This is a genomic window from Duganella sp. (genome assembly GCF_039595735.1).
Taxonomy (GTDB): Bacteria; Pseudomonadota; Gammaproteobacteria; order Burkholderiales; family Burkholderiaceae_D; genus Rugamonas.
The window spans coordinates 959,711-985,670 of sequence record NZ_JBCNLB010000001.1 but is presented as its reverse complement, the minus strand read 5'-3'; the positions used below and the strand labels follow the sequence as shown (position 1 = coordinate 985,670).

The window sequence follows — 25,960 nt, the reverse complement described above, 5'->3', positions numbered from 1 at the left end:
CTTGCTGACCTTATTTGCCGGTAGGCTGGTAGATCTGGTCAAACAGGCCGCCGTCCGCGAAGTGGGTCTTCTGGGCTTTGGTCCAGTCGCCAGCCACTTGCGCGATGGTGAACAGCTTGACGTTCGGGAACTGGGCCGCGTATTTTTTCGACGCTTTCTCGGTGCCGGGACGGTAGTAGTTCTGGGCGATGATGTCCTGCGCTTCATCGGTGTACAGGAAGTTCAGATAGGCTTCCGACACTTTGCGGGTGCCGCGCTTGTCGACCACTTTGTCGACCACGGCCACTGGCGGTTCCGCCAGGATGGAGACCGACGGCGCCACGATGTCGAACTTGTTCGGCCCCAGTTCCTTGATCGCCAGCAGGGCTTCGTTTTCCCAGGCGATCAGCACGTCGCCGATGCCGCGTTCGACGAAGGTGGTGGTGGCGCCGCGGGCGCCGGAATCCAGCACCGGCACGTTCTTGTACAGCTTGCTCAGGAATTCCTTGGCCGAGGCTTCGCTGCCGCCGGGCTGGCGCAGGGCGTAGCCGTAGGCTGCCAGGTGGTTCCAGCGGGCGCCGCCCGAGGTTTTCGGATTCGGGGTGATCACGGCCACGCCTGGTTTCACCAGGTCGTTCCAGTCCTTGATGCCTTTGGGATTGCCTTTGCGGACCAGGAACACGATGGTCGAGGTATAGGGGGTGCTGTTATGCGGCAGCTTTTTCTGCCAGTCTGGGGACAGCAGCTTGTGGTCGGCAATGGCGTCGATGTCGTAGGCCAGGGCCAGCGAGACCACGTCGGCTTCCAGGCCGTCAATCACTGCGCGGCCTTGTTTGCCCGAACCGCCGTGCGATTGCTTGATCTTGACGTTGTCGCCGGTCTTGGCTTTCCACTCCTTGGCGAAGGCCGTGTTGACGTCCTGGTACAGCTCGCGGGTCGGGTCGTAGGAAACGTTCAGCAGCGAGATGTCCGCAGCCAGGGCTGGGGCAACGGCGGAAACAGCAAGAACAGCGGCAGCAATGATTTTCTTGGACAGCATTGGATTCCCCTAGTAGTGAAGGCCTCCAGATTAATCCTGCCCCTTATAAATGAGAACTAAGCTTTTATCAGTTTCTTATGCATAAAAATCATATGAAACGATTGTAAAGCACCACAGACCAAGTAGCGATCGCCAGCAGGCAGGTCAGCAGCACGGCCGCGCTGCCAAAATCCTTGGCGTTCTTGGACAAGGGGTGGCGCTCCAGCGATACCCGGTCCACCACCGCCTCGATCGAGGAATTGATCAGTTCCACGATCAGGATCAGCAGCAGCACGCCGATCAGCACCAGTTTTTCAAACGCCGACACCTTCAGCAGCAGCGCAATAATGGCGCCCACCACAAACACCCCCACCTCCTGGCGGAAGGCGTGCTCGTTGCGCCAGGCCGATCGGAAGCCGTCGATGGAATAGAAAAATGCCGTGTAGATGCGTTTGAGGCCGCTCTTGCTCTTGAACTCGCTGACTGGTTCCATGATGTGGCGAAAAGAAATAATGTCACATTATGCAGCATTTTCGTTTTTTTCCACATTATGGTATAAAGTTTGGTATCGCATACTGCATCGCACCAACCACATCATGAAAATCGAACCCGTTCCAGAGCAAAAGACCACCATCCAGGTGATCGAGCGCATGGTGGCGCTGCTCGATGCCCTGGCCAAGTATCCCGACCCCGTCAGCCTGAAGGAATTATCCAAGGTCTCAGGGCTACACCCGTCCACCGCCCACCGGATTTTGAACGACATGGTGGTCACCCGCTTTGTCGACCGGGTCGAGCCCGGCACGTACCGGCTTGGCATGCGCCTGCTGGAACTGGGCAATGTGGTCAAGAGCCGCCTGTCCGTGCGCGAGGCGGCGCTGGACTTCATGCGTGCACTGCACAAAAAGACCCAGCAGACCATCAACCTGTCGGTGCGGCAAGGCGACGAGATTGTCTACATCGACCGCGCTTTCTCGGAGCGCTCGGGCATGCAGGTGGTGCGCGCCATCGGCGGCCGCGGCCCGCTGCACCTGACCTCGACCGGCAAGCTGTTCCTGTCGGTGGACGAGCCGAAAGCCATCCGCGCCTACGCCACCCGCACCGGGCTGGCGGGGCACAACAAGAATTCGATCACGGATCTGGGCAAGCTGGAGCGCGAGCTGAGCCTGGTGAAATCGCGCGGCTACTCGCGCGATAATGAGGAACTGGAACTGGGCGTGCGCTGCATGGCCGCCGGCATCTACGATGACAGCGGCAAGCTGATTGCCGGGCTGTCGATCTCGGCGCCGGCCGACCGTCTGCAGGAAGAATGGCTGGAAGATCTGGTGCTGACTGCGCGCCAGATCTCCGTCACCCTCGGTTACATCCCGGTGGAATAAGCGGCGCCGGTGCTGATGCCGCCGCCCAGGCTGGCTGGACGCAGCGCTTCCAGCCACTTGCGCATGCGGCCGGCATCGGCGGTACGCGACTGCTTGCCCTTGGAATCAAGGAACACCATGATCACCGAGCGGCCTTCAATCACGGCCTGCATCAGCAGGCAGCGCCCGGCTTCGTTGATGAAGCCGGTTTTCTGCAAGCCGATCGCCCAGTCCGGGTTGGCCACCAGATGGTTGGTGGTGCCGAACTGCATCGGACGGCCATTGCTGGTCTCGACAATGGCTTTCGGATCGGTGGAGAACTGGCGCAGCATCGGCTGCTGATACGCTGCCATGGCCAGCTTGGCCAGATCGCGCGCGCTGGCCACATTCATTTTCGACAGGCCGCTGGAATCGACGTAGTGGGTATCGGTCATGCCGAGCTCACGCGCCTTGGCATTCATGGCTTCCACGAAGGCCGGCTTGCCGCCCGGGTAGTTGCGGCCCAGCGCCGAGGCGGCGCGGTTTTCCGAACTCATCAGGGCGATGTGCAGCATATTGGCGCGCGTCATCTGGGTGCCGACTTTCAGGCGCGAGCTGCTGAATTTTTCGCGGTCGACGTCCTCGTCGGTGACGGTCAGGACTTCGTCCATGTCCTGCTTGGCTTCCACCACCACCAGGCCGGTCATCATCTTGGTGATCGAGGCGATCGGCAAGGCGATATTGGAATTCTTTTCAAACAGCACTTCCGAGTTGGCCTGGTCCAGCACCAGCGCCACATTCGATTTCAGGTCCAGCGGATCGCTGGTGTGGTTCAGGCCCGCCAGATCGCCCATGGTCGGCACGGCCGGCGCGGCCGCCAGCACGCGCTGGTACACCACCTTGCGCTTGCCGTTGACTTTCATCACGCGCTTGACCACGCGGTCGCCGGCATCGGCGGCGGCCACGCGCACGGGTTGGCGCTTCTTTTTGACTTGCTGTTTTTTGGGCGCGGCGCCGCCGGCTTCCGTCGCCGGTGCGGCGATGGCAGCAGATGCAAACATCAGCGAGATCAGCGCGCTAATTGCGAGTTTAATCATTCCACTTCCCCAAAAAAGAATCCGTTCCAATACTCGTTGCAGTGTAGCAAAACACTGAGCGAGCGCAAGCAAATTTAACCTTTTTCCCGCTATTGGTTGCGTAGCCGCAATACGGGAAAAACAAGCTGAGTTATTCGATAAATTTAACAAATTCTTCGAGCGCCATGCGCTCAGTGATCAAAGAATTCTCGATTTTGCTCATATCGGCAACACCAAGCGCCATGCCGCACACCACGGTCTCGTTTTCCGGCAGCGCCAGCTGCGCGCTGATGATGCGGTGATACTGGGTGAAAGCCGCCTGCGGACAGGTATCCAGGCCGCGGCCGCGCGCCGCCACCATGATGTTTTGCAAGAACATGCCGTAGTCCAGCCACGAGCCCTGCTCCATGATCCGGTCGATGGTGAAGATCAGGCCGACCGGCGCGCCAAAGAATGCATAGTTCTTGCCATGCTGGGCCGCCATGCCGGCCTTGTTGTCGCGCGTCAGGCCCAGCAGCGCGTACAAATCCCAGCCGACCTTGCGGCGCCGGTCGACATAGGGCGACACCCACTCGCGCGGATAATAGGCATATGCTTCCGTGTGCTGGCGCGCCAGCTCCGGGTCGTTATGTGCGGCCAGGATGGCGGAAGACAACTGATGCTTGCGCTCGCCCTGCAGCACGTAGACTTTCCACGGCTGGGTGTTGGTGCCGGACGGCGCCCGGCCAGCCACCTGCAGAATGGCTTCGATATCTTCGCGCGCCACCGGCGTGTCCAGAAACGCCCGGATCGAGCGCCGCGAGGTGATGGCCGCATCGACGGCTTGCTGGTCTGGATTGGAAATCATGCGTCCTCTATTTGGGTTGCTTCACCACGAATATCACGCCAGTGACGGCCAGCACCATGCCTGCCATGCCGAGGGCGTTAAAAGCTTCGCCAAACATCAGCCATGCCATGATAGCGGTGGTTGGCGGCGTCAGATACATCAAGCTGGTGACCTGGGTGGCGTCATTTCGGCGGATCAAGGCGAATAGCAGGAAAATGGCGCCGATCGACAAGCCCAGTACTGACCACAACAATGCACCAATAAAGCCCGGCTCCCAATGCACCGCAGCAAAATCCGGACCCAGGTCTTCAAAAATAATCGCCAAGGGCAATATAAGCACCGCGGAAGCGGCAAACTGGATCACGGTGCCCACGCGCAGGTCGAATTGCGGACAATGGTGCTTCTGATACAAGGTGCCGACCGTGATGCTGACCAGGGCCAGCAGGCACAGCAGGATGGCCTCCAGGGTCAGCCCCACTAACTGGATCTTGGCGGCCACCACCAGCCCTACCCCGCCGATGCCAAACAGCAAGCCCAGCCATTGTCGCGGGCGGACTTTTTCACCGATCAGCGGCGCGGCAAACGCAGTCAGGATCGGCTGCATGCCGACAATCAGCGCCGACAGGCCGGCCGGCATGCCCTGCTTGATGGCGCACCAGACGCCGATCAGGTAACCGGCTTGCACCAGCAGCCCGGCGATCGCGATGTGGCCGATCTTGCCGTGGGGCCAAGGCGCCTTCAGCAGCAACACCGCCGGCACCAGGATGAGCAACACGCCGAGGAAGCGCAGCAGCAGGAAAGTCAGCGGCGGCGCATACGGCAAGCCAAACTTGGCCACGATGAAACCACTGCTCCACAAAAGCACGAAAAACAACGGCAACGGTGACAAAAAACTGGCTTGCCGGGCAACAGGAACGGCTTTGGAGGTATCGGTCATCAAGTTGACTTGTGATCTAAAAGGCAATCGGCGCCACATTTCGGCGCCGACCCGGGATGGTCCCAGTCTAACACGACAGGCGATTTCTCATCGGGAGGCCGCTATTTTCCTCAGGCGAAAGCAATAGTTCACGCCTATCAATATTTCCGCGAGATGAAGATGATGTGCTTTGATGCAACGCACAAAAAATCGCTTGACTTAATTTTTGAAGGCCGTAAAATCGGGTTTGTTGCGTTGCACAATTCGTTGTTCGGTCTGAAACGTAGTTTGGAGGTTTCTCACCGACGGTAGAAACATGAGCAGTATTCATCAACGACTATTTTTCCTGGAGAACTAAATGTTTGCAATTCCTGAGCAATTTTCCAATGCGACCAAAGCTAATTTCGAAGCTCAGTTCGCTATCTTTTCGACGCTGACCAATAAAGCCTTCGAAGGCGTGGAGAAATTTGTCGACCTGAACCTGACCGCCGCCAAAGCCTCGCTGGAAGAAACTTCGGCCACCACCAAGCAATTGCTGGCCGCTAAAGATCCACAGGAATTCTTCTCGCTGGCGACCGCTCAGGCACAACCAAGCGCTGAAAAAACCATCGCTTACGGCCGTCACCTGGCAACCATCGCTTCCAGCACCGGCGCTGAATTCAGCAAAGCTGCTGAAACCCAAATCGCCGAAACCAACCGTAAAGTTATTTCGCTGGTTGAAGAAGTGAGCAAAAACGCCCCAGCCGGCACCGAAAATGCCGTGGCCCTGTTTAAATCGGCAATTGGCAATGCCAGCGCCGGTTACGAGCAATTCACCAAAACCGCTAAACAAGCTGTTGAATCGCTGGAAAGCAATCTGAATGCCGCTGTGAACCAATTCAGCGCTGCTGCCGCTAAAGCCGCTCCAGCCAAGAAATAAATAAGGACGCCGGCGCGGTAGGGCGCCGGCTTCCCGTTTTAAAGGTCTCCTCGGCATCCGTGGTTTCCACTTTAACGGGTGTCCTTGAAAGCCTCGGTTAATCCCGGGGCTTTTTTTTATTCCCGCTCCACGCCAGAAAACGGCTTATACATGCCAATTTCTAGCATAAGCAGGACGACAAAAAAGCCGCGCGCGGCGGCTTCTTCATAGGAGCGGCGGGATTACTCGCCCAGGTAGGCGGCTTTGACGCGCGGGTCGTCCAGCATGTCGCTGGCATTGCCGGTCATGGTGATATTGCCGGAGTCCATGACATAGCCGCGGTGTGCGGCTTGCAATGCGAGTTTCGCATTCTGCTCCACCAGCAAAATGGTAATCCCCTCTTTCGACACATTGCGGATCACCTCGAAAATCTTTTCCACCATAATCGGTGATAAACCCATCGATGGCTCATCCAATAACAGCAATTTGGGATGCGACATTAATGCCCGCGCCATGGCCAGCATTTGTTGTTCACCGCCGGATAAGGTACCGGCCAATTGCTGTGCCCGTTCTTTCAAACGCGGGAATACCTCAAACCATTTGGCAATATCCGATTCAATGCCGGCTTTATCATCACGGGTATAAGCCCCCATCATCAGATTCTCGTGTATCGTCATGCGGGTAAATACGCCACGGCCTTCCGGCACCATCGCCAGTTTCTTTTCCACCAAATGGAAAGATTTAGTGCCTTTTAAAGCCTCGCCCTGATAAGTAATCGTGCCCTCGACTTTACACGGCGGTAAAGTGCCGGTAATGGCTTTCAGCGTGGTGGTTTTGCCGGCGCCATTGGCGCCGATCAGGGCAATTAATTCGCCCTGATTAACTTCGAGATCGATCCCCTTGACGGCTTTAATGCCGCCATATGCGACTTTCAGTCCCGATACTTTTAGAACGTTGTCGCTCATTAATGCGATCCTCCGAGGTAGGCGTCAATCACTGCCTGATTGCTCTGTATTTCTGCCGGCAAGCCTTCCGCGATCGGTTTGCCGTATTCCAGCACCATCAAGCGGTCGCACAAGCTCATCATCATCTTGACGTCGTGTTCAATTAACAACACGGTTTTGCCCTGTTCTTTGATCTTGATCAACAGTTCGCGCAGGGCCAGTTTCTCGGTGGCGTTCATGCCGGCCGCCGGTTCGTCCAGCGCCAGCAGCTGCGGGTCGGTGGCCAAGGCGCGGGCGATCTCCAGGCGGCGTTGGTCGCCGTAGGACAGGAACTTGGCCGTGCGCTTGGCAAACTGGCCGATGCCGACAAAGTCCAGCAACTCCTGCGCGCGGCGGCGGATATCCGCCTCCTCTTCGCGTGCCGCCTTGTGGCGGAAAATCGCGCCAAACACGCCTTGCTTCGAGCGCACATGACGGCCCACCATGACGTTTTCCAGCGCCGTCATCTCGCCAAACAGGCGGATGTTCTGGAACGTGCGGGCGATGCCGGCCTTGGCCACCTCATGCGGCGCCGACGGCGAATACGGCTTGCCTGCCAGCTCGAAGGTGCCGGTGTCCGGCTGGTACAGGCCGGTAATCACGTTGAAGAACGTCGTCTTACCGGCGCCATTCGGGCCGATCAGGCCGTAAATCTGGCCCTTCATGATTTTGATGCCAACATCGGTCAGCGCCTGCAAACCGCCGAAACGCTTGTTGACGCCGGCGATGTGGAGAATTACCTGTTCAGTCATTATTGTCTCTTCCTCAAGCCGCCATCACGCCGGACGATTGATTCTTGGTGTCGGAATCGCCATCCGGGCGATCTTCATGCTTGGGCGCGGGCCACAGGCCGGCCGGACGATTCAGCATGATCAACACCATGGCCAGGCCGTACAGCAGCTGGCGCAGCACTTCCGCCTCGATCAGCACGTGGCCGAACAGTTTTTCCTGCAACGGCTCCACCACGTGGCGCAGCACTTCCGGCAAGGCCGCCAGCAACGCGCCGCCCATGATCACGCCCGGAATGTGGCCGATACCGCCCAGCACCACCATCGCCAGCACCGCAATCGATTCGGTCAGCGAGAACGATTCCGGCGAGACAAAGCCCTGGAACGAGCCGAACATGGCGCCAGCGATGCCGCCAAACGAAGCGCCCATCGAGAACGCCAGCAATTTCACGTTGCGGGTATTGATGCCCATGGCCTTGGCGGCAATTTCGTCCTCGCGGATCGCCACCCAGGCCCGGCCCAGGCGCGAGTGCTGCAGGCGCGAAGTCACAAACACCACCGCCACACACAGGAACAGGAACAGGAAGTAATAGGCGTTCACCGACGGCATGCCGTAGCTGCCGATGTAGACGGTGGCACGCGAGCCGGCCTCGCCGGCCAGGTTGACGCCAAACACCTTGATCGGGTCGATCAGGTTGATGCCCTGCGGGCCGTTGGTGAAGTTGATCGGCTCGTTCAGGTTGTTCATGAAGATGCGGATGATCTCGCCAAAGCCCAGCGTCACGATGGCCAGGTAATCGCCGCGCAGTTTCAGCGTCGGCGCGCCCAGCAGGGCGCCGAAGAAGGCCGCCAGCGCCGCCGCCAGCGGCACGATGACCCATACCGATAGGTGAATGCCGTTCTGCTGGATTTCCGGCCCCAGGATGGCGACCAGCGATTCCCCCAGCGCCGGATACTGAGAAATAATCGATTCCAGCAGGGTGGCGAACTGCGGCGAGGCCAGCAGGCCGGCCAGGTAGGCGCCCACCGCGTAAAACGCGATATAGCCCAGGTCCAGCAGGCCGGCAAAGCCAACCACGATGTTCAGGCCCAGCGCCAGCATGATGTACAGCAAGGCCATGTCGGCAATGCGCACCCAGGAGTTGCCATAGTTTTGCGCGAAGAACGGGAAAGCCACCAGCAGGATGGCCAGCACGGCCATGCTGGCGTACGCCTTGCGCGGATTGCGGGTGGTGTCGAAATTCATGATGCCCATAGTCCGCCCTCCTTACGCCCGGTCCGCCACGCGCTCGCCCATGATGCCGGACGGCCGCACCGTCAGCACCAGGATCAGCACCACAAACGCGAAGATGTCCTGATAATGGCTGCCCAGGAAGCCGCCGGTCAGGTCGCCGATGTAGCCGGCGCCCAGGCTTTCAATAATGCCCAGCACGATGCCGCCCAGCATGGCGCCATAGATATTGCCGATGCCGCCCAGCACCGCCGCGCAGAAGGCTTTCAGGCCCGGCAGGAAGCCCATCGAGAACTGGATCGAGGCATAGTTGGCGCCCCACATCACACCGGCCACCGCCGCCAGCGCCGCGCCCAGCGCGAAGGTGGCGATGATGACCTTGTTGGAATCCACGCCCATCAGGCCGGCCACGCGCGGGTTTTCCGCCGTGGCGCGCATGGCGCGACCCATGCGGGTTTTCTCCACCAGCAGCACCAGGCCGGCCATCGACACCAGCGCCAGCGCCAGCAGCAGAATCTGCGTCGGGGAGATCAACGCGCCACCGATGGAGATCGGATCAGATGGCAGCAGTTGCGGGAAAGCCAGCGGGTTGCGGCCCCAGATCATCATGGCAAAGGTGTTCAGCAGGGTCGACACGCCGATCGCGGTGATCAGCGGCGCCAGGCGCGGCGCGTTGCGCAGGCTGCGGTAAGCGACGCGCTCGATGATGATGTTGACGATCATGCAGACCGGAATCGCGCCGCCGATGGCAATTGCCAGCTTGACGTAACCGGGCAAATCGGGGAAATGGGTGTTGAGGATGTTGAGGATGGTGAGACCGGTCATGGCGCCGATCATCAGCACATCGCCGTGGGCGAAGTTGATCAGATTCAGCACGCCGTACACCATGGTGTAGCCCAGCGCGACCAGTGCGTACATGCTGCCCAGCACCAGCCCGTTAATGATTTGTTGGATAAAAGTATCCATTTCTGCCTTTACCTATTGTTATGCGACCATGTAACAAAAACGGCACCCGGGTGTCCCCGTAGTGCCGCCGTTGACTGCATGCCCACGATGCAAGATTCATGCCTGATCGGTGTCTCTCACTCTTTTAGAGCGTTGCAAATGATAGCCATAATTCCGAAAAACTAATCGTGGAATAATACCAACGGCGCTGAATTATATTCCGCGCCGTCCAAACAATAGTTAGACTGCGCCCTCGACTGGTGCAGTTTTTTGGACACCGTCCAAGCCTTTCGGCAGCGGGAAGGTGACGTTTTCCTCCACGCCTTCCAGCGGACGAACGCTGCGCACGCCCAGCTCCTTCAGGCGGTCGATCACCGCCTGCACCAGCACTTCCGGCGCCGAGGCGCCTGCCGTCACGCCGACCCGCAGCTTGCCTTCCAGCCAGGCCGGATTGATCTGGCTGGCGTTATCGACCATATAGGCCGGCGTGCCCTTCTTTTCCGCCACTTCGCGCAGACGGTTGGAATTCGAGCTGTTCGGGCTGCCCACCACGATCACCACTTCCACTTGCGGGGCCATGAACTTCACGGCTTCCTGACGGTTGGTGGTGGCGTAGCAGATGTCGCCCTTCTTCGGCTCGATGATGGCCGGGAACTTGCGCTTGAGTGCCTCGATGATGTCGGCGGTATCGTCCACCGACAGCGTGGTCTGCGACACGTAGGCCAGCTGATCCGGCTTGGTCACCTGCAGCTTTTCCACGTCCTCCACGGTTTCCACCAGATACATGCCCTCCTCGGTCTGGCCCATGGTGCCTTCCACTTCCGGGTGGCCGTCATGTCCGATCATGATGATTTCGCAGCCCTGCTTGCGCATCTTGGCCACCTCCACGTGCACCTTGGTGACCAGCGGACAGGTGGCGTCAAAGATGCTGAAACCGCGCGCATCGGCTTCCGCGCGCACCGCCTTGGAGACGCCGTGGGCCGAGAACACCAGCGTCTGGCCGGCCGGCACTTCATCCAGATCTTCGATGAAAATGGCGCCTTTGGCGCGCAAGTCAGCCACTACATAAGCGTTGTGGACGATTTCATGACGCACGTAGATCGGCGCGCCAAATTGCTGCAGGGCGCGCTCGACGATTTCAATCGCGCGATCGACGCCGGCGCAAAAGCCGCGCGGCTGGGCCAACAGGAGTTCTTTATCGCTCATCACAGCACCGAGATCAGTTGCACTTCAAACTTCAATGGCTGGCCGGCCAGCGGGTGATTGAAGTCGAACACGCAGGTTTCTTCGCCCAACTCACGCAAAATGCCGGCAAAACGACCGCCGCCCGGTGCGGCGAAATCCACCAGGTCGCCAATTTTGTATTCCGCGTCCGGCGCCGAATTCTGATCCAGCGTGGCGCGGCTGACTTCACGGATCAGCTCAGGATTGCGCGGACCGATGCCGCCGCTCACCTCAAAAGTCTTGTGCGTGCCTTCCGGCAGGCCGATCAGCAGTTCCTCCAGCACAGGCGCCAGCTGGCCCTGGCCCATCAGCAGCGTGGCGGGCGTGGTGCTGAAAGTGGTGACGATATCCTTCCCGTCCAGCGAGGCCAGACGATAGTTCAAAGTGAGGTAGGACGACGCGGTGACGACAGGTTGCTCGTTAGACATGGACTTAAGCTTGGGTGAACTGACAAAGGCTCTATTGTAAGCCACCTTTGATCCTCCTCGCCTTCTCCCGCTGCAGCTGATGCAAAGTAAATGATCAATCGGGGAGGATCACCATGGCGATAATGGATTGGCCGCAAGAAAAGCGCCCGCGCGAACGCCTGATACGCGAAGGCCCGCAGGCGTTGTCCGACGCCGAACTGCTGGCCATCTTTCTGCGCACCGGCGTCATGGGCAAGGATGCCGTGCAGCTGGGCGCGGAAATGATGCGTCACTTCGGCTCGTTGCAGAAACTGTTCAGCGCCAGCTTGCCGGAATTTGCGGCCGTCAAGGGCCTGGGGCCGGCCAAGTTCACCCAGCTGCAGGCAGTGATGGAGCTGGCGCGGCGCGCCATACTGGAGGACATCCAGAACGGTTCCATGCTCAACTCGCCACGCGCGGTGAAGGAATACCTGCGCACCACCTTTGCCGCCAAGCCGTTTGAATCCTTCCACGTGCTGTTCCTCGACGTGAAGAACCGCCTGATCGACGCCAAGGAAATGTTTCGCGGCACCCTGACCCACACCTCGGTCTACCCGCGCGAAGTGGTCAAGGAAGCGCTGGCGCGCAACGCCGCCAGCGTCATGCTGGCCCATAACCACCCGTCCGGCACGCCCGAGCCCAGCGACTCCGATCTGCTGCTGACGCGCGCGCTGGTGCAGGCACTGGCCTTGGTCGATATCCGCATCCTCGACCATTTTGTGGTCGCCGGACATCAAATTCACTCCTTTGCCGAGCACGGGCAACTCTAGGTTTACCCCTATGCGCTCAAGGGTTTACCAGCGAATTCACAATTGTTAAATTTCTGCGTTAGCGCAAGACACCATTGTTTTTCGTAAGTGATTGAAAAACCTGATTTTTTTGGATATACTCTTGTTTTTCCAATTTTGGAATGTCTTTTAAGGAGTGCGTTATGGCACGTGTTTGCCAAGTTACTGGGAAGAAGCCGATGGTCGGCAACAACGTTTCCCACGCAAACAACAAAACCAAACGTCGTTTCCTGCCTAACCTGCAGAACCGTCGTATTTTTGTTGAATCTGAAAACCGCTGGGTCTCCCTGCGTCTGTCCAACGCTGGTCTGCGTGTAATCGACAAGGTCGGCATCGATGCCGTTCTGGCCGACATGCGCGCCCGTGGCGAAAAAGTCTAAATAGGGAGCTATCATGGCAAAAACTGGCCGCGACAAAATCAAGCTGGAATCGACCGCTGGTACTGGTCACTTCTACACCACGACCAAAAACAAGCGCACCATGCCTGCGAAAATGGAGATCACCAAGTTTGATCCTAAAGCTCGCAAGCACGTGATCTACAAAGAAACCAAGATCAAGTAATCGGTCTTCGCTTCTCTGAAAAAGCCACTCATCGAGTGGCTTTTTTTTCGTCCTAGCGCGTGGTGTTGGTCTTGCCGTCCGGCGGCGGCGTGACCTGCTGGCCGCTGGCGGTCGGATTGCCGCCGGTGGTGGTGGGCGTGCCGGTGGCGCCATTGGTGGTGCCGGGCGCGGTGGCGGCCGGGCTGTCCGAGCTGTTGCCGGTAGTGCCGCGTTCGACGCCGGGCGCCGCCGCCGAGCCGCCGCTGGCGCCGCTTTCGCTATTGCCGGCGCCCGACGGCGTGGCATTGACGCGGCTGTCCTTGCAGCCGCCCAGCGCCAGCGTCATCACGGCCGTCGCCAGCATGGTTTGGAATAATGTTCGCATGGTGGTCCCCTCCCCTAAATGAGTGAAGCACCAGCGTAGCCGCGCCCGCCGGACCACGATATAGGCCGGCGTCATGCGCGCCTGTAGGAGAACCGGCCAAAAAAAATGGCCCCGCAGGGCCATCTTCCTCAAGCGTAGCTGCGCAGTCGCAGCGAGAAGTCTTGCAGGGACTTGATGCCCGACGCTTCCGCGCGGTTGCACCAGTCTTGCAGCTTGTGCAGCAGCTGGTCGCGGGTGAAGTGCGAACGCTCCCAGATTACGCCCAGTTCCACGCGCATATTGTGCATGGTTTCCAGCGCTTTGCTGTGTTGGAACAGCTCCGACAGCTGCTGCTGTTGCGGCGCTTCCAGCTTGCCCGGCTCGCGCTGCAGCAGCTTGCGCGACGATTTCAGGAAACGCGTTTCCAGCTGCGCCTTGTCCTTCAGGTGCTCCAGCTCTTCTTTCCAGGCGCTCTTGACCGATTTGGCGTACTTGGCCATCACGTCGTAGCGGTTGGCGATGACCGACTGCAGGGTGTCGAAGTCGGCCTCCAGCTTGCCCTTGGCGAACTTCGGCTCCGGCGCCAGCTTCTTCACCTTGGCCAGGCCCAGGATTTCCAGCGTGCGGATGTAGCCCCAGCCGATATCGAATTCATACCACTTGGACGACAGCTTGGCCGAAGTGGCAAAAGTGTGGTGATTGTTGTGCAGCTCTTCGCCGCCGATCAGCAGGCCCAGCGGAATGATGTTGGTGGCCGCGTCCGCGCAATCGTAGTTGCGGTAGCCCCAGTAGTGGCCGATACCGTTGATGATGCCGGCAGCCGTCACCGGTATCCACAGCATCTGCACCGCCCACACGGTAATGCCGATCACGCCGAACAGCAGCACGTTGATCACCAGCAGCGAGGACACGCCCAGCGCGCTGTGGCGGGTATAGACGTTGCGCTCGATCCAGTCGTCCGGGGTGCCATGGCCATACTTCTCCATGGTTTCCTTGTTCTTCGATTCAGCGCGATACAGCTCGGCGCCTTCCCAGAACACTTTCTTGATGCCGCGGGTCACCGGGCTGTGCGGATCTTCCTCGGTGTCGCATTTGGCGTGGTGCTTGCGGTGGATCGATGCCCACTCCTTGGTCACCTGGCCGGTGGTCAGCCACAGCCAGAAGCGGAAGAAGTGGCTGACGACAGGGTGCAGATCCAGCGCGCGGTGCGCCTGGCAGCGATGCAGGTAAATCGTCACGCTGGCGATGGTGATGTGGGTCACGACCATCGTGTAGAAGAAAACTTCCCAGCCCGTAAAGCGGGTGATGCCGTTCGACAGGAAATCCAATACTGCGTATAAACTCATTACTACTCCAACCAAGATTGTGTTTTTTTACAGGCGCAAGCCGCCCGCCGCTTCCGTCTTTTGGACGATATTGTACGATGGTTTTCCTCGAATCACTGACTATTCCTTGGGCACGGTCGTGCTTTCCTGCCCCGTCAGGGGCGTAGGCACGGGACCGAGGATGCGCATTTCCCGTTGCGGGAATGGAACAGAGATATGGTTTTCCTTGAGCGCGCGCCAGATCGCGCGGTTGACGTCCGAGGTGACGCCGCCACGGCCGTTTTCCGGATCGGCAATCCAGAAGCTGACCGTCAGGTCCAGGCCATCGGCACCAAAGCTGGTCAGGTTGACCGAGGGCGGTTTATCTTTCAGCACGCGCTCCACCGTCAGCGCGGCATCGGTCAGCAGCTGGATCACGAAATCAACATCGGTATCGTACGCTACCGACACCTTGGTCGAAATGTTCACATTGCTGTTTGACAGCGAGGAGTTCTGCACCGCGCCCGACACCAGCATCTCGTTCGGCACGATGGATTCCATGCCGTCCAGGCTTTGCAGCACGGTGTAGCGGGTGTTGATCTGGGTGACGCGGCCGCTGTATTTGTCGACCGTGATCATGTCGCCGATGGTGAGCGAACGGTCCAGCAGGATCACAAAGCCGGACACATAGTTGCTGGCGATTTTCTGCAGGCCCAGACCCAGGCCCACGCCCAGCGCGCCGCCAAACACCGACAGCACGGTCAGGTCGATGCCCACCAGCGACAGGCTCATCAGCACCGCCACCAGGATCAGCACCGCGCGCGCCGTGCGCGACACCACCACCCGCAAATTGGTGTGCATGCCGCCCTGCATTTTCATCAGCCATTCTTCCAGCGCGGCGCCGGCCCACAGCGCCAGCATCAGCAGCACGATGACCGAAGCGCTGGCCTGCAGGATGTCGGCAATCGACACCTTGTACTTACCGATCGGCAGCTTGGTGCCTTCCATGACGTCAAACACATCGACCCACATGCCGGTCACGTACAGCACGAAAGCCAGCCACACCAGCAGCTGGAACACTTTCTCAAACGCCAGCATGCCGGGACTGATGGTGCGGCCGTTGCGCGCAAACACGCGGCGGATCAGGTAGAAGGTGAAGCGGATCACCACCAGCGAGCCGAAGATCGGCTGCGCCACATCAATCCAGTTGACGTGGAAGCGGTACTTGAGCAGCACCAGCCGCGCGATCGCCAGCAGGCCCACCACCATCAGCGGCGCCATCACGCGGCCGAAACTCTCGACGCCAAAGCCCAGCACGCCACTCTGCACCTCCTGCCGGCCAAAGCGCTTCTTCAGCAGGCGCGCCATGCCGAAGCCGATGGCCGCGCACAGCACGATGGCAGCAATCTGCCACAGGATGCGTGGGTCGTTCAGGTCGCCGGTCAGGTCTTCGATCAGGTTGAGCAGTGGTTGTTGTTGCGACATCGTTTCAGTGCGTTGTTGTTGAGGTGTGTAGCTTAACGTAAAACAGGCCGGATTCCCCGGCCTGTTGAATTACTCCTCGTCGTCTTCCCTGGCCTTTTTCGGCATCGGCTTGCGCTCGAATACCGCGGCAAAGAAGCCGTCGGTCTGGTGCTTGTGCGGCAACAGCTTCAGGTAGTCGCCCATCTCCAGTTCGATCTTTTGCTCGGCCAGCGCCTTGCTCATCGGGACCAGTTCGAAGTCCGGATGGGTTGCCAGGAATTGCTGGGCGATGAAGTCGTTCTCGTCATCCAGCACCGAGCAGGTGGCGTACACCAGGCGGCCGCCGCCTTTGACCAGGCGCGCGGCGCCGTCCAGGATGGCGGCCTGCTTGGCCTGCAGTTCAGCGATGGCATCCGGCTTCTGGCGCCACTTGACATCCGGGTTACGGCGCAACGTGCCCAGGCCCGAGCATGGCGCATCCACCAGCACGCGGTCGATCTTGCCGGCCAGGCGCTTGATCTTGGCGTCGCGCTCGTGGGCGATCACCACCGGATGCACGTTCGACAGGCCGCTGCGCGCCAGGCGCGGCTTGAGCTTGGTCAGGCGCTTTTCGGACACGTCAAAGGCATACAGGCGGCCGGTGTTGCGCATGGTCGCGCCCAGCGACAGCGTCTTGCCGCCGGCGCCGGCGCAGAAGTCCACCACCATCTCGCCGCGCTTGGCAGCCACCAGCGCGGACAGGATCTGGCTGCCCTCGTCCTGCACTTCGATATGGCCGTCCTTGAACAGCGGCAGGTTTTGCAGCGCCGGCTTGGTCAGGATGCGCAGGCCGAGCGGCGCATATGGGGTCGGCTCGGCCTTGATCGGCGCTTCGGCCAGCTTGGCGATCACCTCGTCGCGGTTGGCCTTGAGCGTGTTGACGCGCAGGTCCAGCGGCGCCGGGCGGTTCATGCCGTCGGCCAGTTGCAGGGTTTCTTCCTCGCCCATTTGCGCCACCAACTTGTCGAACAGCCATTTCGGCATGTTGGAGCGGCTGGACTTGTGCATCAGCTTGCGGTCGATGCCCATGATGCGGGTGACCCACTCGGCTTCCTCGGCCGACACGCCGCCCAGCGATTCCAGGCCGACGGCATCGGCCATGCCCAGCAGCGTCAGGCGGCGCATGGTGGCGCCGCCGCCCTGCTCGGAGAAGTCGGTGTAGAAGTTCTTGTTGCGCAGCACGTTGTACACGGCTTCGGCAATGGCGCCGCGCTCGCGGCCGCCCAGGCGCGGGTGATCTTTGAAGTAGCGCGACAGGGTGGTGTCGGCCGGCGCGGCAAAGCGCAAAATCTCGCGCAACACTTCTTCGGCGTTGGCGAGTATCGCTGGAGGCAATCTCATGGAATTCCTTGGTTAGTTTTTACTTACTGTGGTCCACCTGGACCGCGCCCTGCGCTATTGTCAACCTGTCTTCTATAAACCAGCGCACCGCGCGTGGATAGATGACATGTTCCTGTTCCAGCACGCGGGCCGACAGGGTTTCGACCGTATCATCCGGCAGCACAGGCACGGACGCCTGCAGCACCATCGGCCCGTGATCGAGTTCGGCCGTTACGAAATGCACCGTGGCGCCATGTTCCCGCACCCCAGCGGCCAGCGCCTGCGCATGCGTCGCCAAGCCCGGGAACAGCGGCAGCAGCGACGGGTGAATATTCAGCATGCGGCCCGCATAGTGCGTGACGAACGGCTCGGTCAGGATGCGCATGAACCCGGCCAGCACCACCAGATCCGGCGCGTAGCCGTCCACCACCGCTTGCAGGGCGGCGTCGAACTCGGCGCGGCTGGCGTAATCCTTATTTCCCACCACTGCGGTGGCGATCCCGTGCTGGGCAGCAAACGCCAGGCCGGGCGCATCCGCGCGGTTGCTGATCACGGCGGCAACGCGCGCCGGCCAGCCCTCGGTCTTGAGCGCGTGCACGATGGCTTCCATGTTGCTGCCGCGACCGGAAATAAGGATGACGATGTTTTTCATAACCCGGCATTGTACCTTGTCCACAGGCACAGGGCCACTGAAGAATTGCTGCGCCGCAGCAGACGGCCGGCGGCCTGCCCAAGCGCGGGCAGGCGGCGGCGCGGGCTTACTCGAAGGAGTAAAACACCCGGAATGGCACTTTTTTGTCGGCCCAGTAATCGGCAGCGTCGCGGAAGACGTCCAGCAAGGTTTCCCTTGCTTCCTTGTCAAATTTTTGGGTATTCGGCAATTGTTCCAGCACGATCAGGAACCCGGTCTGCGCGCCGGCCTGGAACATGGTCTCGGTCAGGGTGGCGCGCAGCCCGTCAAAGTTCTTGCCTACTCCCTTGGGAAACTGGAACGACTCCGAAATAATGCCCAGCACTTGCTGCTTGGTCGCGCCGGCGATGCAGTGCGCGTACAGGAAGTGCTGTCCCAGCCGGGCTGCTTCCTCTTGCAGTTCGGCCACGCGGTAGGCGCGGATCGACTGCACGAGGTTGGGCGGCACGCTGGCCAGCAAGCTCTCGTTTCCCTCAATTTGACCTGGTATGTACGGAGTGTCCACTTTATTACTGTCGGGAGTGCCTAACTTGTGTATTAAAGAGTAAATAATTTGAGCACCTGTCCACTAAACATGGCCAGCAGGTCGGCGCCAGCCATTAATCCCATACGCGTATTAGGGTAACGTGTTGTTCCTCCCAGATCAACACGTATGTGATGTCTAACGCAATATTTGTTAAAAACAGAAGTTTTTTGCCGGTTTTAGGGGTGAAATCGGCACAATTCGCCTTTGGCCCGCTGTTACAATTTGTTGCCACAGATACTGCCTGGCCACTAGTCGGGGCTTGCGCGCCGGATTACCATACGTTTCATGCAATATCAGAATTCCCCTGATAGACACCCTGAACCAAAACGAGGTATCACATGAACCTGCAAGCCAAACTGATCGCGTCGGCCCTGTGCCTGACCGCCATGCCTTTTGCCCACGCCCAAGCCGCCGACTTTGAAGACTTTGGCCGTGTGGTGCGCGTTACCCCGCAAGTCGAACAGATCAACCGTCCGCGCCAGGAATGCCGTACCGAGTACGTGCAAGTGCAGCAGCCTGCGCCTGAGCGCAGCGTCGGCGGCGCCATCATCGGCGGCCTGGTGGGCGGCCTGGCCGGCAACCAGGTCGGCGGCGGCAGCGGCCGTTCGGTGGCCACCGCGGCGGGCGCCATCGCCGGCGCGCTGGTGGGCGACCGCGTCGACAACGCCAACACCCCGAACAGCGGCCCGGTATCGCAGCAGGCCGTCAAGCAGTGCCGCACGGTCGATCACTGGGAGTCGCGCACCTCGGGCTACGAAGTGACCTATGACTATCGCGGCCGCAACTACACCAGCGTGATGTCCTACGACCCGGGCGAGCGCGTGCGCCTGCGCGTGGTGGTGGAACCGATGCAGCGTTGATCGCCTGAGCGCCCTGCCCTGTCAATGCCGGCCTTGCGCCGGCATTGTCGTTTTCAGATAATGCCGTTTCACCTCCAGCGGCCTTCCCCATGTTAATTAAACGCAAATCCATCGAAAAAGAAGAATCCTCGCGCCCGGCCTCGAAAGCTGCGCCAGCCCCGGCCAAGGCCCGCAAGCCGAAATACGCGCCGGTCACCCTGTCCGAGCAGGACGGCGTGCGCTACCTGCACTTCGGCACCGAATGGGTGCAGGGCGCGATGCGCATCCGCAAGCCGAACTGGCCGGAGCTGGAATATGCGCAGCAGATGATGGCGTGGATGCTGTGGCTGGAACAGCCACGCCGCATCGCCCAGCTGGGCCTGGGCACGGCGGCGCTGACCAAGTTCTGCCACGCCACCTTCCCCGACGCGCAGGTGACGGCGGTCGAGCTGAATCCTGCCGTGATTGCGATCTGCGCATCGATGTTCAAGCTGCCGCCCGACGACGCGCGCCTGCAGGTGCTGGAGATGGATGCGCTGGACTTCGTCAACGACCCGGCCAATGCCAACACGCTGGAGGTGCTGCAGGTCGATCTGTACGACGCCACCGCGCGCGGCCCGGTGCTGGACACGCCGGAGTTCTACAGCGCCTGCAACGCCTGCCTGACCGACGATGGCGTGATGACCGTCAACCTGTTTGGCGACCATCCAAGCTACGCGCGCAATCTCAAGGCCATGAAGTTCGCCTTTGCGCAGGTGATTTGCCTGCCGCAGGTACATGATGGTAACGTGGTTGCGATTGCCTTCAAGCGCCAGCACGCGATCGATGCGGCGGTGCTGGCGGCGCGCGCCGCGCAGATCGTGGCCGACACCAAGCTGCCGGCCAAATCCTGGGTCAAGGGCATCATCACGAAATAGAAAGGCTGGCCGCACCATGACACCGCTCGACCTGCAACAGATCTACACATGGCTGCTGGCCGACGGCATGATACGCAAGGCCGAGGTCAAGCAGCTGTACGCGCAAAGTTCGGCCATCCTCAAGAACACCAGCGGCTATATGCATCCCTTGTGCGCGGTGGCGCACGCCAAGCTGCTGTCGGCGCAGCCGCCGCACAAGCTGCTGACGCTGGACGCGCTGTGCGAGTGGCTGGCGCACCGCGCCAACCTGCCCTTCATCCGCATCGACCCCTTGAAGATCGACTTCACCAAGGTGGCCGACGTGATGTCGGCCAGCTACGCGGCGCGCTTCAACATCCTGCCGGTGGAACTGACCGCCGACACGCTGGTGGTGGCCACCGCCGATCCCAACGTGCAGGAATGGGAAGCGGAGATCGCCAAGATTTCGCGCCGCGCGGTGCGCCGCGTGATTGCCAATCCGCTCGACATCGCGCAATACATCACCCAGTTCTTCAGCCTGGCCAAGTCGATCAAGAAGGCCAACAAATCCAGCGGCAACGACCTGGCCCTGCGCAACAACTTCGAGCAGCTGGTGGAGCTGGGCAAGAGCAACAAGCAGGTCGACGCCAACGACCAGCACGTGATCAACATCGTCGACTGGCTGTGGCAGTACGCGTTTGAACAGCGCGCCTCCGACATCCACCTCGAACCCAAGCGCGACATGGCGGCGATCCGCTTCCGCATCGACGGCGTGCTGCACCAGGTGTACCAGGTGCCGGCGGTGGTGATGATCGCCATGACCGCGCGCATCAAGCTGCTGGGGCGCATGGACGTGATTGAAAAGCGCCGCCCGCAGGACGGCCGCATCAAGACCCGCACCGCTGGCGGCCAGGAAGTCGAGCTGCGCCTGTCCACCCTGCCAACCGCGTTTGGCGAAAAGCTGGTGATGCGCATCTTCGATCCGGACGTGGTGGTCAAGACCCTGCCGGAACTGGGCTTCCCGCTGGACGACGCGCAACGCTGGGACGCGCTGACCCAGCGCCCGCACGGCATCATCCTGGTCACCGGCCCGACCGGCTCCGGCAAGACCACCACCCTGTACACCACCCTGAAAGCGCTGGCCACCTCCGAGGTCAACGTCTGCACGGTGGAAGACCCGATCGAGATGGTGGAGCCGGCCTTCAACCAGATGCAGGTGCAGCCCGGCATCGACCTGTCGTTTGCCGACGGCGTGCGCGCGCTGATGCGGCAAGACCCGGACATCATCATGGTGGGCGAGATCCGCGATCTGGCCACCGCCGAAATGGCGATCCAGGCGGCGCTAACCGGCCACCTGGTGCTGTCCACCCTGCATACCAACGACGCGCCCTCGGCGGTGATGCGACTGCTGGAACTGGGCGTGCCCTACTACCTGCTGGAAGCGACGCTGATCGGCATCATGGCGCAGCGCCTGGTGCGCACCCTGTGCGAGGACTGCAAGGCCGAAGGCGGCGAACTGAGCGACGAGATCTGGCACAGCCTGGCCGGCGAATGGCAGTTGCCGAAGCCGGCAACCATCTACAAACCGGTCGGCTGCCCGGAATGCCGCCAGACCGGCTATCGCGGCAGGACCGGACTGTACGAACTGCTGACCGTGACCGAAGCCTTCAGTTCCCAGGTGCGCGAAGAAACCGACATCCAGGCCCTGCGGCGCCAGAGCGTGGCGGACGGCATGAAACCCTTGCGCATCGCCGGCGCGCTGAAGATTCAGGAAGGCGTCACCACCGCCGACGAAGTGCTGAAAGTCACCGCAGCCTTGGGACTCAAATAAAAAAGCCCTTTGCAATTTAGCGGGAGCAGTCTATAATACGGCCTCTTTCGGGGGTCGTTAGCTCAGCTGGTAGAGCAGCGGACTTTTAATCCGTTGGTCGCAGGTTCGAATCCCGCACGGCCTACCACCGAATTCCTAAAAAAGCTTCCACACGGAAGCTTTTTTTTCGTCCATTCTCCGCACGGGCAGCCGCTGGTGTAAGCTAGGGGTAAAGCGCGCGATGCGCCGGACTCCTGGGGATGATATGAGTGCAGGGCGAGGCAAACGGAAACAGCTGCTGCTGGCCGCGTGTTTCATTCCTTTGCTGGCCGCCGCCGAGGCGCAACAGCCGGTGCAGTTGCGCACCGCCGCCCAAGAAGGCACCGAACCCAAGTTCATTGCTGACGGCAGGGGCCGCATTGGCGGCCTGTGCATCGACATCATGCGCGCCGTCGAGCAAATCGATCCCGGCCTGCGCTTCGTCGGCGACCAGCTCTGGAAACCCCTGATCCGCGCCTATTCGGAACTGGAAGCCGGCCTGGAGGATGTACAGTGCGCCGTGCAGCGGACCGTCGACCGCGAAAAGCGTTTCAACTTCATTGGTCCGTCGCTGTACGCCATTGAATACCACTTCCTGTTACGCCAGAACGACAACGCCGTCATTCAGAGCTGGGACGACGTGCGCAAGCTGGCGCCCAACGGCATCGTGCTGGTCAACCGCGGCTTTGCCGCCGGCGATATCGTGGCGGCGATGGGCGGCATCGAAGTCGACGCCAGCTCCACCAGCCCGGAATTGAACCTGCAAAAATTGATCGCTGGCCGCGGCCGCCTGTACTTCCATCGCGGCCCCGGCCTGCAAAAACTGCTGCAGCGCACCGGCACTGCCGACAAGATCAAAATTCTGCCGCAAGTGATGTACAGCGCGAATTTGTACTTCGCCACCAGCAAGCAACTGGACAGCAAAATCAGCGAGCGCCTGGCCGCCGCACTGAACCAGCTGGAAAAGAAAGGCGAGCTGGAACGCCTGATGCGGAAATGGGACTGAAGTGGTGGCAATTGGTGAGTATTTCCACTAATCAACAATGTTAGAATCGCCAGCTTACCCACCCAGGCCGATTTCATGAAACCATCCTTACTCATTATGGCCGCCCTGCTGCTGGCCAGCACCGTCCATGCTGCCGATGTGCCGCGCAAATACGGCATTCTCTCGCTGGTTGGCGACAGCATCTCCACCGTCACCTATGTGCCGGAAATCGGCAGCCGCACCGACATCAACGACAAGCAGGTGTACTCGCTGGGCGAGAATACCCTGTTCGACGAAGCCGCCATCCGCGCCACCAGCGCCGCCGTGCAGGAAGTCCAGCCAGCGGCTGGCCGCTTCCTGATGCTGAGCACCGACGCCGGCCTGCACCAGAAGCAAAACGCCATGTTTGACGATCCCGCCGGCAACCAGGCCGACCGCGACTTCCTGAAAAGCCTGTGGAAAGACAAGGGCATCACCCATCTGATCCTGGTCACCAAATACCGCGCTGACACCGAGCTGAAGTTCATGAACGAATCGGGCGGCACCGGCAAGATCGAAGGGCTGGGCTTCTACATGGACAACCGCGTGGAGGTGGTCTCCCATAACGACAAAAAGGACCAGCATCACAGCAACCGGGGCGTCCTGATGCCGTTCGCTTACATCAAGCTGCGCCTGATCAATGCGGATACGCTGGCGGTGGAAGGTGAAGTGCGTCTCAAGCAGAGCCAGATGGTCACCTACGCGCAGGATGCCGACGAGCGCGCGGTGCGCACCTGGGGCGCGCTCACCGCCAAGCAAAAGACTGACTACCTCGACCACCTGCTGCGCGAGGCCGTCAGCGAAGGCGTGCCGCGCCTGCTCAAGCAATAATCTGTCACCCGCATCCGCGCCTGCTCTATACTTTCCCTCACAAGGAAACCAGAGGAGAGCTCATGTTGTCGAAGGGATTGCGCTGCGGGCTGACGCTGCTGTGCGCCTTGCTGGGCGCGCCGGCGCTTGCCGCCCCGGTCACGGTCCTGAAGGTGGTGGCGCAGGAAGGCACCGAGCCCAAATTCATTCCGGCCGGCATCGGCCGCGTGGTGGGTGTGTGCATCGACCTGTTCCGCGCCATCGAGCGTACCGATCCGTCCCTGCAGTTTGTCGGCGACCAGCAATGGCTGCCGCTGCTGCGCGCCCACTCCGAACTGGCCACCCACCAGCATGACGCCCTGTGCGCCGTGCAAAAAACCGACGAGCGCGCGCGCCAGTATGTCTTCCTCGATCCGCCGCTGTTCCAGTTGCGCTATCAGTTGATCGCGCGCGCCGACGACACCGCCGTCATCAACAACTGGGACGATGTGCGCGCACTCGGCCCCAAGGCCATCATCCTGACCAACCGCGGCTACACCACGCCGGAAATGCTGGAACGCGTGGGCGGCCTGCACGTCGATCCCAGCGCCACCAGCCCCGCCATCAACCTGCAAAAACTGGCGGCCGGACGCGGCCGCTTCTTCCTGCACCGCGCGCCCGGCATGCAGGGCTTCATCGACCGCGCCGGGGTTGCCGGCAAAGTGAAAATCCTGCCCACCGTGATGGCCACCACCAACGTCTACATGGCGATGGGCACCCACGTCGAGCCGGCCGTGCGCCAGCGCGTGCAGCGCGCCGTCCAACAGCTGGAGAAATCCGGCGAGCTGGCGCGGCTGCTCAATAAGTGGGACTAGCGTCGGGCAACGCCGGCGGCCAATCAATCACCAATCATCCGCGCCTTGCCCGAGACCCGGATTGAGCTGCCCGGCTGGTTGGGAATCTGCACCTGCAGATGGCAAGGCGCGCCCATGTCCTCGCCCTGGATGATATCGATGGCGCCGCCATGCGGCCAATCCAGGTCGCGCAGATAACCGGCCAGTGCCGCCGCGGCCGCGCCGGTGGCAGGATCTTCATACACGCCGCCGGAGGCAAACGGGTTGCGCGCATGGAAGCGCTGCGGCGTCTCGGCATACACCAGCGAAATGGTGGTCAGGCCATAGCGCTGCATCAGGCTGCGGCCGGCGCCCAGCTCATAGTGCATGGCGCGCAGCTTGTCGCGGCTGGCCAGCGCCAGCACCAGATGGTGCACGCCGCCATTGGCGATGGCCGGCGGAATACGGTCATCCAGATCGGCCACGGTGTAGCCGAACAGCGTCAAGGCTTCCTGCACCAGGGCCGGCGCGGCCGGCGAACTGGAGGTGGCCGGCGATTGCAGCGCGGCGGTGGCGCCGTCGCCATGGGCGCGGCCCTCCACCGTCACGCGGGTGTGGTTGGTGGTCAGCGGAAAAATGCCATCGCCATTCTGCTGCGCCAGCACGGCGCCCAGCGCGATGGTGGCGTGGCCGCAGAACGCCACCTCGCCGTCCGGCGAAAAATAGCGCACCCGCCAGCCATCCTCATGCGGCGCGGCAAACACGGTTTCAGAATATCCCATCTCGGCGGCGATGCGCTGCATGGCCGGTTCTTCCGGCAGCGAGGCGCGTATCATCACGCCGGCCGGATTGCCGCCAGCGTCGCCGCTGGTGAAAGCTGCAACTTTGTGAACCTTGGTAATGGTCTGCATGTTGTCTCCGTGATCTGAAAAGAAGGAAAACTTGATTGACAGCAATGACGGTTATGGCCACTATCTTTGTTTCACTGACTCTAAAGCGAACTCGCCATGACTATACCGCGACTTTCTCTTCTTGCCTTCATCATAACGGCCCAATTGACGGGCCAGGCTTTTGCGGCTGACACCGCGGCGGCCAAGCACGCCATCACTCA

General features: G+C 60.8%; 29 protein-coding genes and 1 tRNA gene. 12 read left to right on the top strand and 18 right to left on the bottom strand.

The features are described 5' to 3' along the window. Nucleotides 1-10: 10 nt before the first annotated feature. A complete protein-coding gene (locus ABDW57_RS04535; protein WP_343729010.1) occupies nucleotides 11-1,018 on the bottom strand; it encodes a sulfate ABC transporter substrate-binding protein in 1,008 nt (335 codons plus the stop codon). Nucleotides 1,019-1,106: 88 nt separating this feature from the next. Continuing rightward, on the bottom strand, nucleotides 1,107-1,490 hold the full coding sequence (locus ABDW57_RS04530) for a diacylglycerol kinase (RefSeq protein WP_343729009.1): 384 nt from the start codon (nucleotides 1,488-1,490) through the stop codon (nucleotides 1,107-1,109). 103 nt (nucleotides 1,491-1,593) lie between these two features. Between ABDW57_RS04530 and ABDW57_RS04525 the strand changes: the two genes are divergently transcribed. Next, the gene (locus ABDW57_RS04525) at nucleotides 1,594-2,373 is read left to right on the top strand and encodes an IclR family transcriptional regulator (RefSeq protein ID WP_343729008.1); all 780 of its coding nucleotides are present in this window, start codon (nucleotides 1,594-1,596) and stop codon (nucleotides 2,371-2,373) included. Here the strand turns inward: ABDW57_RS04525 and pbpG are convergent. The 3 genes from pbpG to ABDW57_RS04510 form a co-directional block, all read right to left on the bottom strand. After that, nucleotides 2,355-3,428, bottom strand: a complete 1,074-nt coding sequence (gene pbpG, locus ABDW57_RS04520; RefSeq protein ID WP_343729007.1) for a D-alanyl-D-alanine endopeptidase — start codon at nucleotides 3,426-3,428, stop codon at nucleotides 2,355-2,357. The genes ABDW57_RS04525 and pbpG overlap by 19 nt on opposite strands. A 130-nt stretch (nucleotides 3,429-3,558) precedes the next feature. Continuing rightward, nucleotides 3,559-4,254 carry a nitroreductase gene (locus tag ABDW57_RS04515; protein ID WP_343729006.1) on the bottom strand — a complete coding sequence of 232 codons (696 nt, stop codon included), beginning with the start codon at nucleotides 4,252-4,254 and terminating at the stop codon, nucleotides 3,559-3,561. A gap of 7 nt (nucleotides 4,255-4,261) precedes the next feature. After that, nucleotides 4,262-5,170: a DMT family transporter gene (locus ABDW57_RS04510; RefSeq protein WP_343729005.1), complete on the bottom strand. Its 909-nt coding sequence runs from the start codon at nucleotides 5,168-5,170 to the stop codon at nucleotides 4,262-4,264. Nucleotides 5,171-5,507: 337 nt separating this feature from the next. On the opposite strand from ABDW57_RS04510, the gene phaP reads away from it, so the two are divergent. Next, nucleotides 5,508-6,068: a TIGR01841 family phasin gene (gene phaP, locus ABDW57_RS04505; protein ID WP_343729004.1), complete on the top strand. Its 561-nt coding sequence runs from the start codon at nucleotides 5,508-5,510 to the stop codon at nucleotides 6,066-6,068. Between the two features lie 221 nt (nucleotides 6,069-6,289). Here phaP and ABDW57_RS04500 read toward each other — a convergent pair whose 3' ends face one another. The 6 genes from ABDW57_RS04500 to ABDW57_RS04475 all read right to left on the bottom strand — a co-directional run bounded on the left by ABDW57_RS04500 (nucleotide 6,290) and on the right by ABDW57_RS04475 (nucleotide 11,586). Continuing rightward, nucleotides 6,290-7,012 (bottom strand): ABC transporter ATP-binding protein, encoded by a 723-nt coding sequence (locus ABDW57_RS04500; protein ID WP_343729003.1) that lies wholly within the window; start codon nucleotides 7,010-7,012, stop codon nucleotides 6,290-6,292. Next, nucleotides 7,012-7,782: an ABC transporter ATP-binding protein gene (locus tag ABDW57_RS04495; protein ID WP_343729002.1), complete on the bottom strand. Its 771-nt coding sequence runs from the start codon at nucleotides 7,780-7,782 to the stop codon at nucleotides 7,012-7,014. The genes ABDW57_RS04500 and ABDW57_RS04495 overlap by 1 nt, the downstream gene beginning before the upstream one ends. Nucleotides 7,783-7,795: 13 nt before the next feature. Next, nucleotides 7,796-9,013, bottom strand: coding sequence for an ABC transporter ATP-binding protein (locus tag ABDW57_RS04490; protein WP_343729001.1), 1,218 nt, complete (start codon nucleotides 9,011-9,013; stop codon nucleotides 7,796-7,798). A 12-nt stretch (nucleotides 9,014-9,025) separates the two neighbouring features. Next, nucleotides 9,026-9,955, bottom strand: coding sequence for a branched-chain amino acid ABC transporter permease (locus ABDW57_RS04485; protein WP_343729000.1), 930 nt, complete (start codon nucleotides 9,953-9,955; stop codon nucleotides 9,026-9,028). 219 nt (nucleotides 9,956-10,174) lie between these two features. Beyond that, entirely contained in the window at nucleotides 10,175-11,140 is a 966-nt protein-coding gene (gene ispH, locus ABDW57_RS04480) for a 4-hydroxy-3-methylbut-2-enyl diphosphate reductase (protein ID WP_343728999.1), read from the bottom strand. Then, entirely contained in the window at nucleotides 11,140-11,586 is a 447-nt protein-coding gene (locus ABDW57_RS04475; RefSeq protein WP_343728998.1) for a peptidylprolyl isomerase, read from the bottom strand. The genes ispH and ABDW57_RS04475 overlap by 1 nt, the downstream gene beginning before the upstream one ends. Nucleotides 11,587-11,699: 113 nt before the next feature. Here ABDW57_RS04475 and radC point away from each other — a divergent pair, with 113 nt between their 5' ends. The 3 genes from radC to rpmG all read left to right on the top strand — a co-directional run bounded on the left by radC (nucleotide 11,700) and on the right by rpmG (nucleotide 12,953). Then, the gene (radC, locus tag ABDW57_RS04470) at nucleotides 11,700-12,374 is read left to right on the top strand and encodes a DNA repair protein RadC (RefSeq protein WP_343728997.1); all 675 of its coding nucleotides are present in this window, start codon (nucleotides 11,700-11,702) and stop codon (nucleotides 12,372-12,374) included. A 161-nt stretch (nucleotides 12,375-12,535) separates the two neighbouring features. After that, the gene (gene rpmB, locus ABDW57_RS04465) at nucleotides 12,536-12,772 is read left to right on the top strand and encodes a 50S ribosomal protein L28 (RefSeq protein ID WP_008451488.1); all 237 of its coding nucleotides are present in this window, start codon (nucleotides 12,536-12,538) and stop codon (nucleotides 12,770-12,772) included. A 13-nt stretch (nucleotides 12,773-12,785) separates the two neighbouring features. Further along, nucleotides 12,786-12,953 (top strand): 50S ribosomal protein L33, encoded by a 168-nt coding sequence (rpmG, locus tag ABDW57_RS04460; RefSeq protein ID WP_005665735.1) that lies wholly within the window; start codon nucleotides 12,786-12,788, stop codon nucleotides 12,951-12,953. Nucleotides 12,954-13,005: 52 nt separating this feature from the next. On the opposite strand, the gene ABDW57_RS04455 is transcribed toward rpmG, so the two are convergent. The 6 genes from ABDW57_RS04455 to ABDW57_RS04430 form a co-directional block, all read right to left on the bottom strand. Beyond that, on the bottom strand, nucleotides 13,006-13,317 hold the full coding sequence (locus ABDW57_RS04455) for a hypothetical protein (protein ID WP_343728996.1): 312 nt from the start codon (nucleotides 13,315-13,317) through the stop codon (nucleotides 13,006-13,008). A gap of 128 nt (nucleotides 13,318-13,445) precedes the next feature. After that, on the bottom strand, nucleotides 13,446-14,642 hold the full coding sequence (locus tag ABDW57_RS04450; RefSeq protein WP_343728995.1) for a fatty acid desaturase: 1,197 nt from the start codon (nucleotides 14,640-14,642) through the stop codon (nucleotides 13,446-13,448). 99 nt (nucleotides 14,643-14,741) lie between these two features. Further along, complete coding sequence (locus tag ABDW57_RS04445; protein WP_343728994.1) at nucleotides 14,742-16,085, bottom strand: mechanosensitive ion channel domain-containing protein; 1,344 nt, start codon at nucleotides 16,083-16,085, stop codon at nucleotides 14,742-14,744. Nucleotides 16,086-16,154: 69 nt separating this feature from the next. After that, complete coding sequence (locus ABDW57_RS04440) at nucleotides 16,155-17,444, bottom strand: RsmB/NOP family class I SAM-dependent RNA methyltransferase (RefSeq protein WP_343728993.1); 1,290 nt, start codon at nucleotides 17,442-17,444, stop codon at nucleotides 16,155-16,157. A 19-nt stretch (nucleotides 17,445-17,463) separates the two neighbouring features. Beyond that, nucleotides 17,464-18,075 carry a phosphoribosylglycinamide formyltransferase gene (gene purN, locus ABDW57_RS04435; RefSeq protein WP_343728992.1) on the bottom strand — a complete coding sequence of 204 codons (612 nt, stop codon included), beginning with the start codon at nucleotides 18,073-18,075 and terminating at the stop codon, nucleotides 17,464-17,466. 106 nt (nucleotides 18,076-18,181) lie between these two features. Beyond that, nucleotides 18,182-18,574, bottom strand: coding sequence for a barstar family protein (locus ABDW57_RS04430; protein WP_343728991.1), 393 nt, complete (start codon nucleotides 18,572-18,574; stop codon nucleotides 18,182-18,184). Nucleotides 18,575-18,978: 404 nt separating this feature from the next. Here ABDW57_RS04430 and ABDW57_RS04425 point away from each other — a divergent pair, with 404 nt between their 5' ends. From ABDW57_RS04425 to ABDW57_RS04395, 7 genes are all read left to right on the top strand, one after another. After that, the gene (locus tag ABDW57_RS04425; protein WP_343728990.1) at nucleotides 18,979-19,500 is read left to right on the top strand and encodes a glycine zipper 2TM domain-containing protein; all 522 of its coding nucleotides are present in this window, start codon (nucleotides 18,979-18,981) and stop codon (nucleotides 19,498-19,500) included. 89 nt (nucleotides 19,501-19,589) lie between these two features. Continuing rightward, entirely contained in the window at nucleotides 19,590-20,396 is an 807-nt protein-coding gene (locus ABDW57_RS04420) for a spermidine synthase (RefSeq protein WP_343728989.1), read from the top strand. 16 nt (nucleotides 20,397-20,412) lie between these two features. Continuing rightward, on the top strand, nucleotides 20,413-22,185 hold the full coding sequence (locus ABDW57_RS04415; RefSeq protein WP_343728988.1) for an ATPase, T2SS/T4P/T4SS family: 1,773 nt from the start codon (nucleotides 20,413-20,415) through the stop codon (nucleotides 22,183-22,185). Nucleotides 22,186-22,236: 51 nt separating this feature from the next. Then, a tRNA-Lys gene (locus tag ABDW57_RS04410) sits at nucleotides 22,237-22,312 on the top strand. 117 nt (nucleotides 22,313-22,429) lie between these two features. Then, nucleotides 22,430-23,209: a transporter substrate-binding domain-containing protein gene (locus ABDW57_RS04405; RefSeq protein ID WP_343728987.1), complete on the top strand. Its 780-nt coding sequence runs from the start codon at nucleotides 22,430-22,432 to the stop codon at nucleotides 23,207-23,209. Between the two features lie 75 nt (nucleotides 23,210-23,284). Further along, the gene (locus ABDW57_RS04400) at nucleotides 23,285-24,058 is read left to right on the top strand and encodes a hypothetical protein (RefSeq protein WP_343728986.1); all 774 of its coding nucleotides are present in this window, start codon (nucleotides 23,285-23,287) and stop codon (nucleotides 24,056-24,058) included. Between the two features lie 62 nt (nucleotides 24,059-24,120). Further along, on the top strand, nucleotides 24,121-24,891 hold the full coding sequence (locus ABDW57_RS04395) for a transporter substrate-binding domain-containing protein (RefSeq protein ID WP_343728985.1): 771 nt from the start codon (nucleotides 24,121-24,123) through the stop codon (nucleotides 24,889-24,891). Between the two features lie 23 nt (nucleotides 24,892-24,914). Here the strand turns inward: ABDW57_RS04395 and ABDW57_RS04390 are convergent, their stop codons facing one another. After that, complete coding sequence (locus ABDW57_RS04390; RefSeq protein WP_343728984.1) at nucleotides 24,915-25,760, bottom strand: PhzF family phenazine biosynthesis protein; 846 nt, start codon at nucleotides 25,758-25,760, stop codon at nucleotides 24,915-24,917. Nucleotides 25,761-25,960 lie beyond the last annotated feature (200 nt).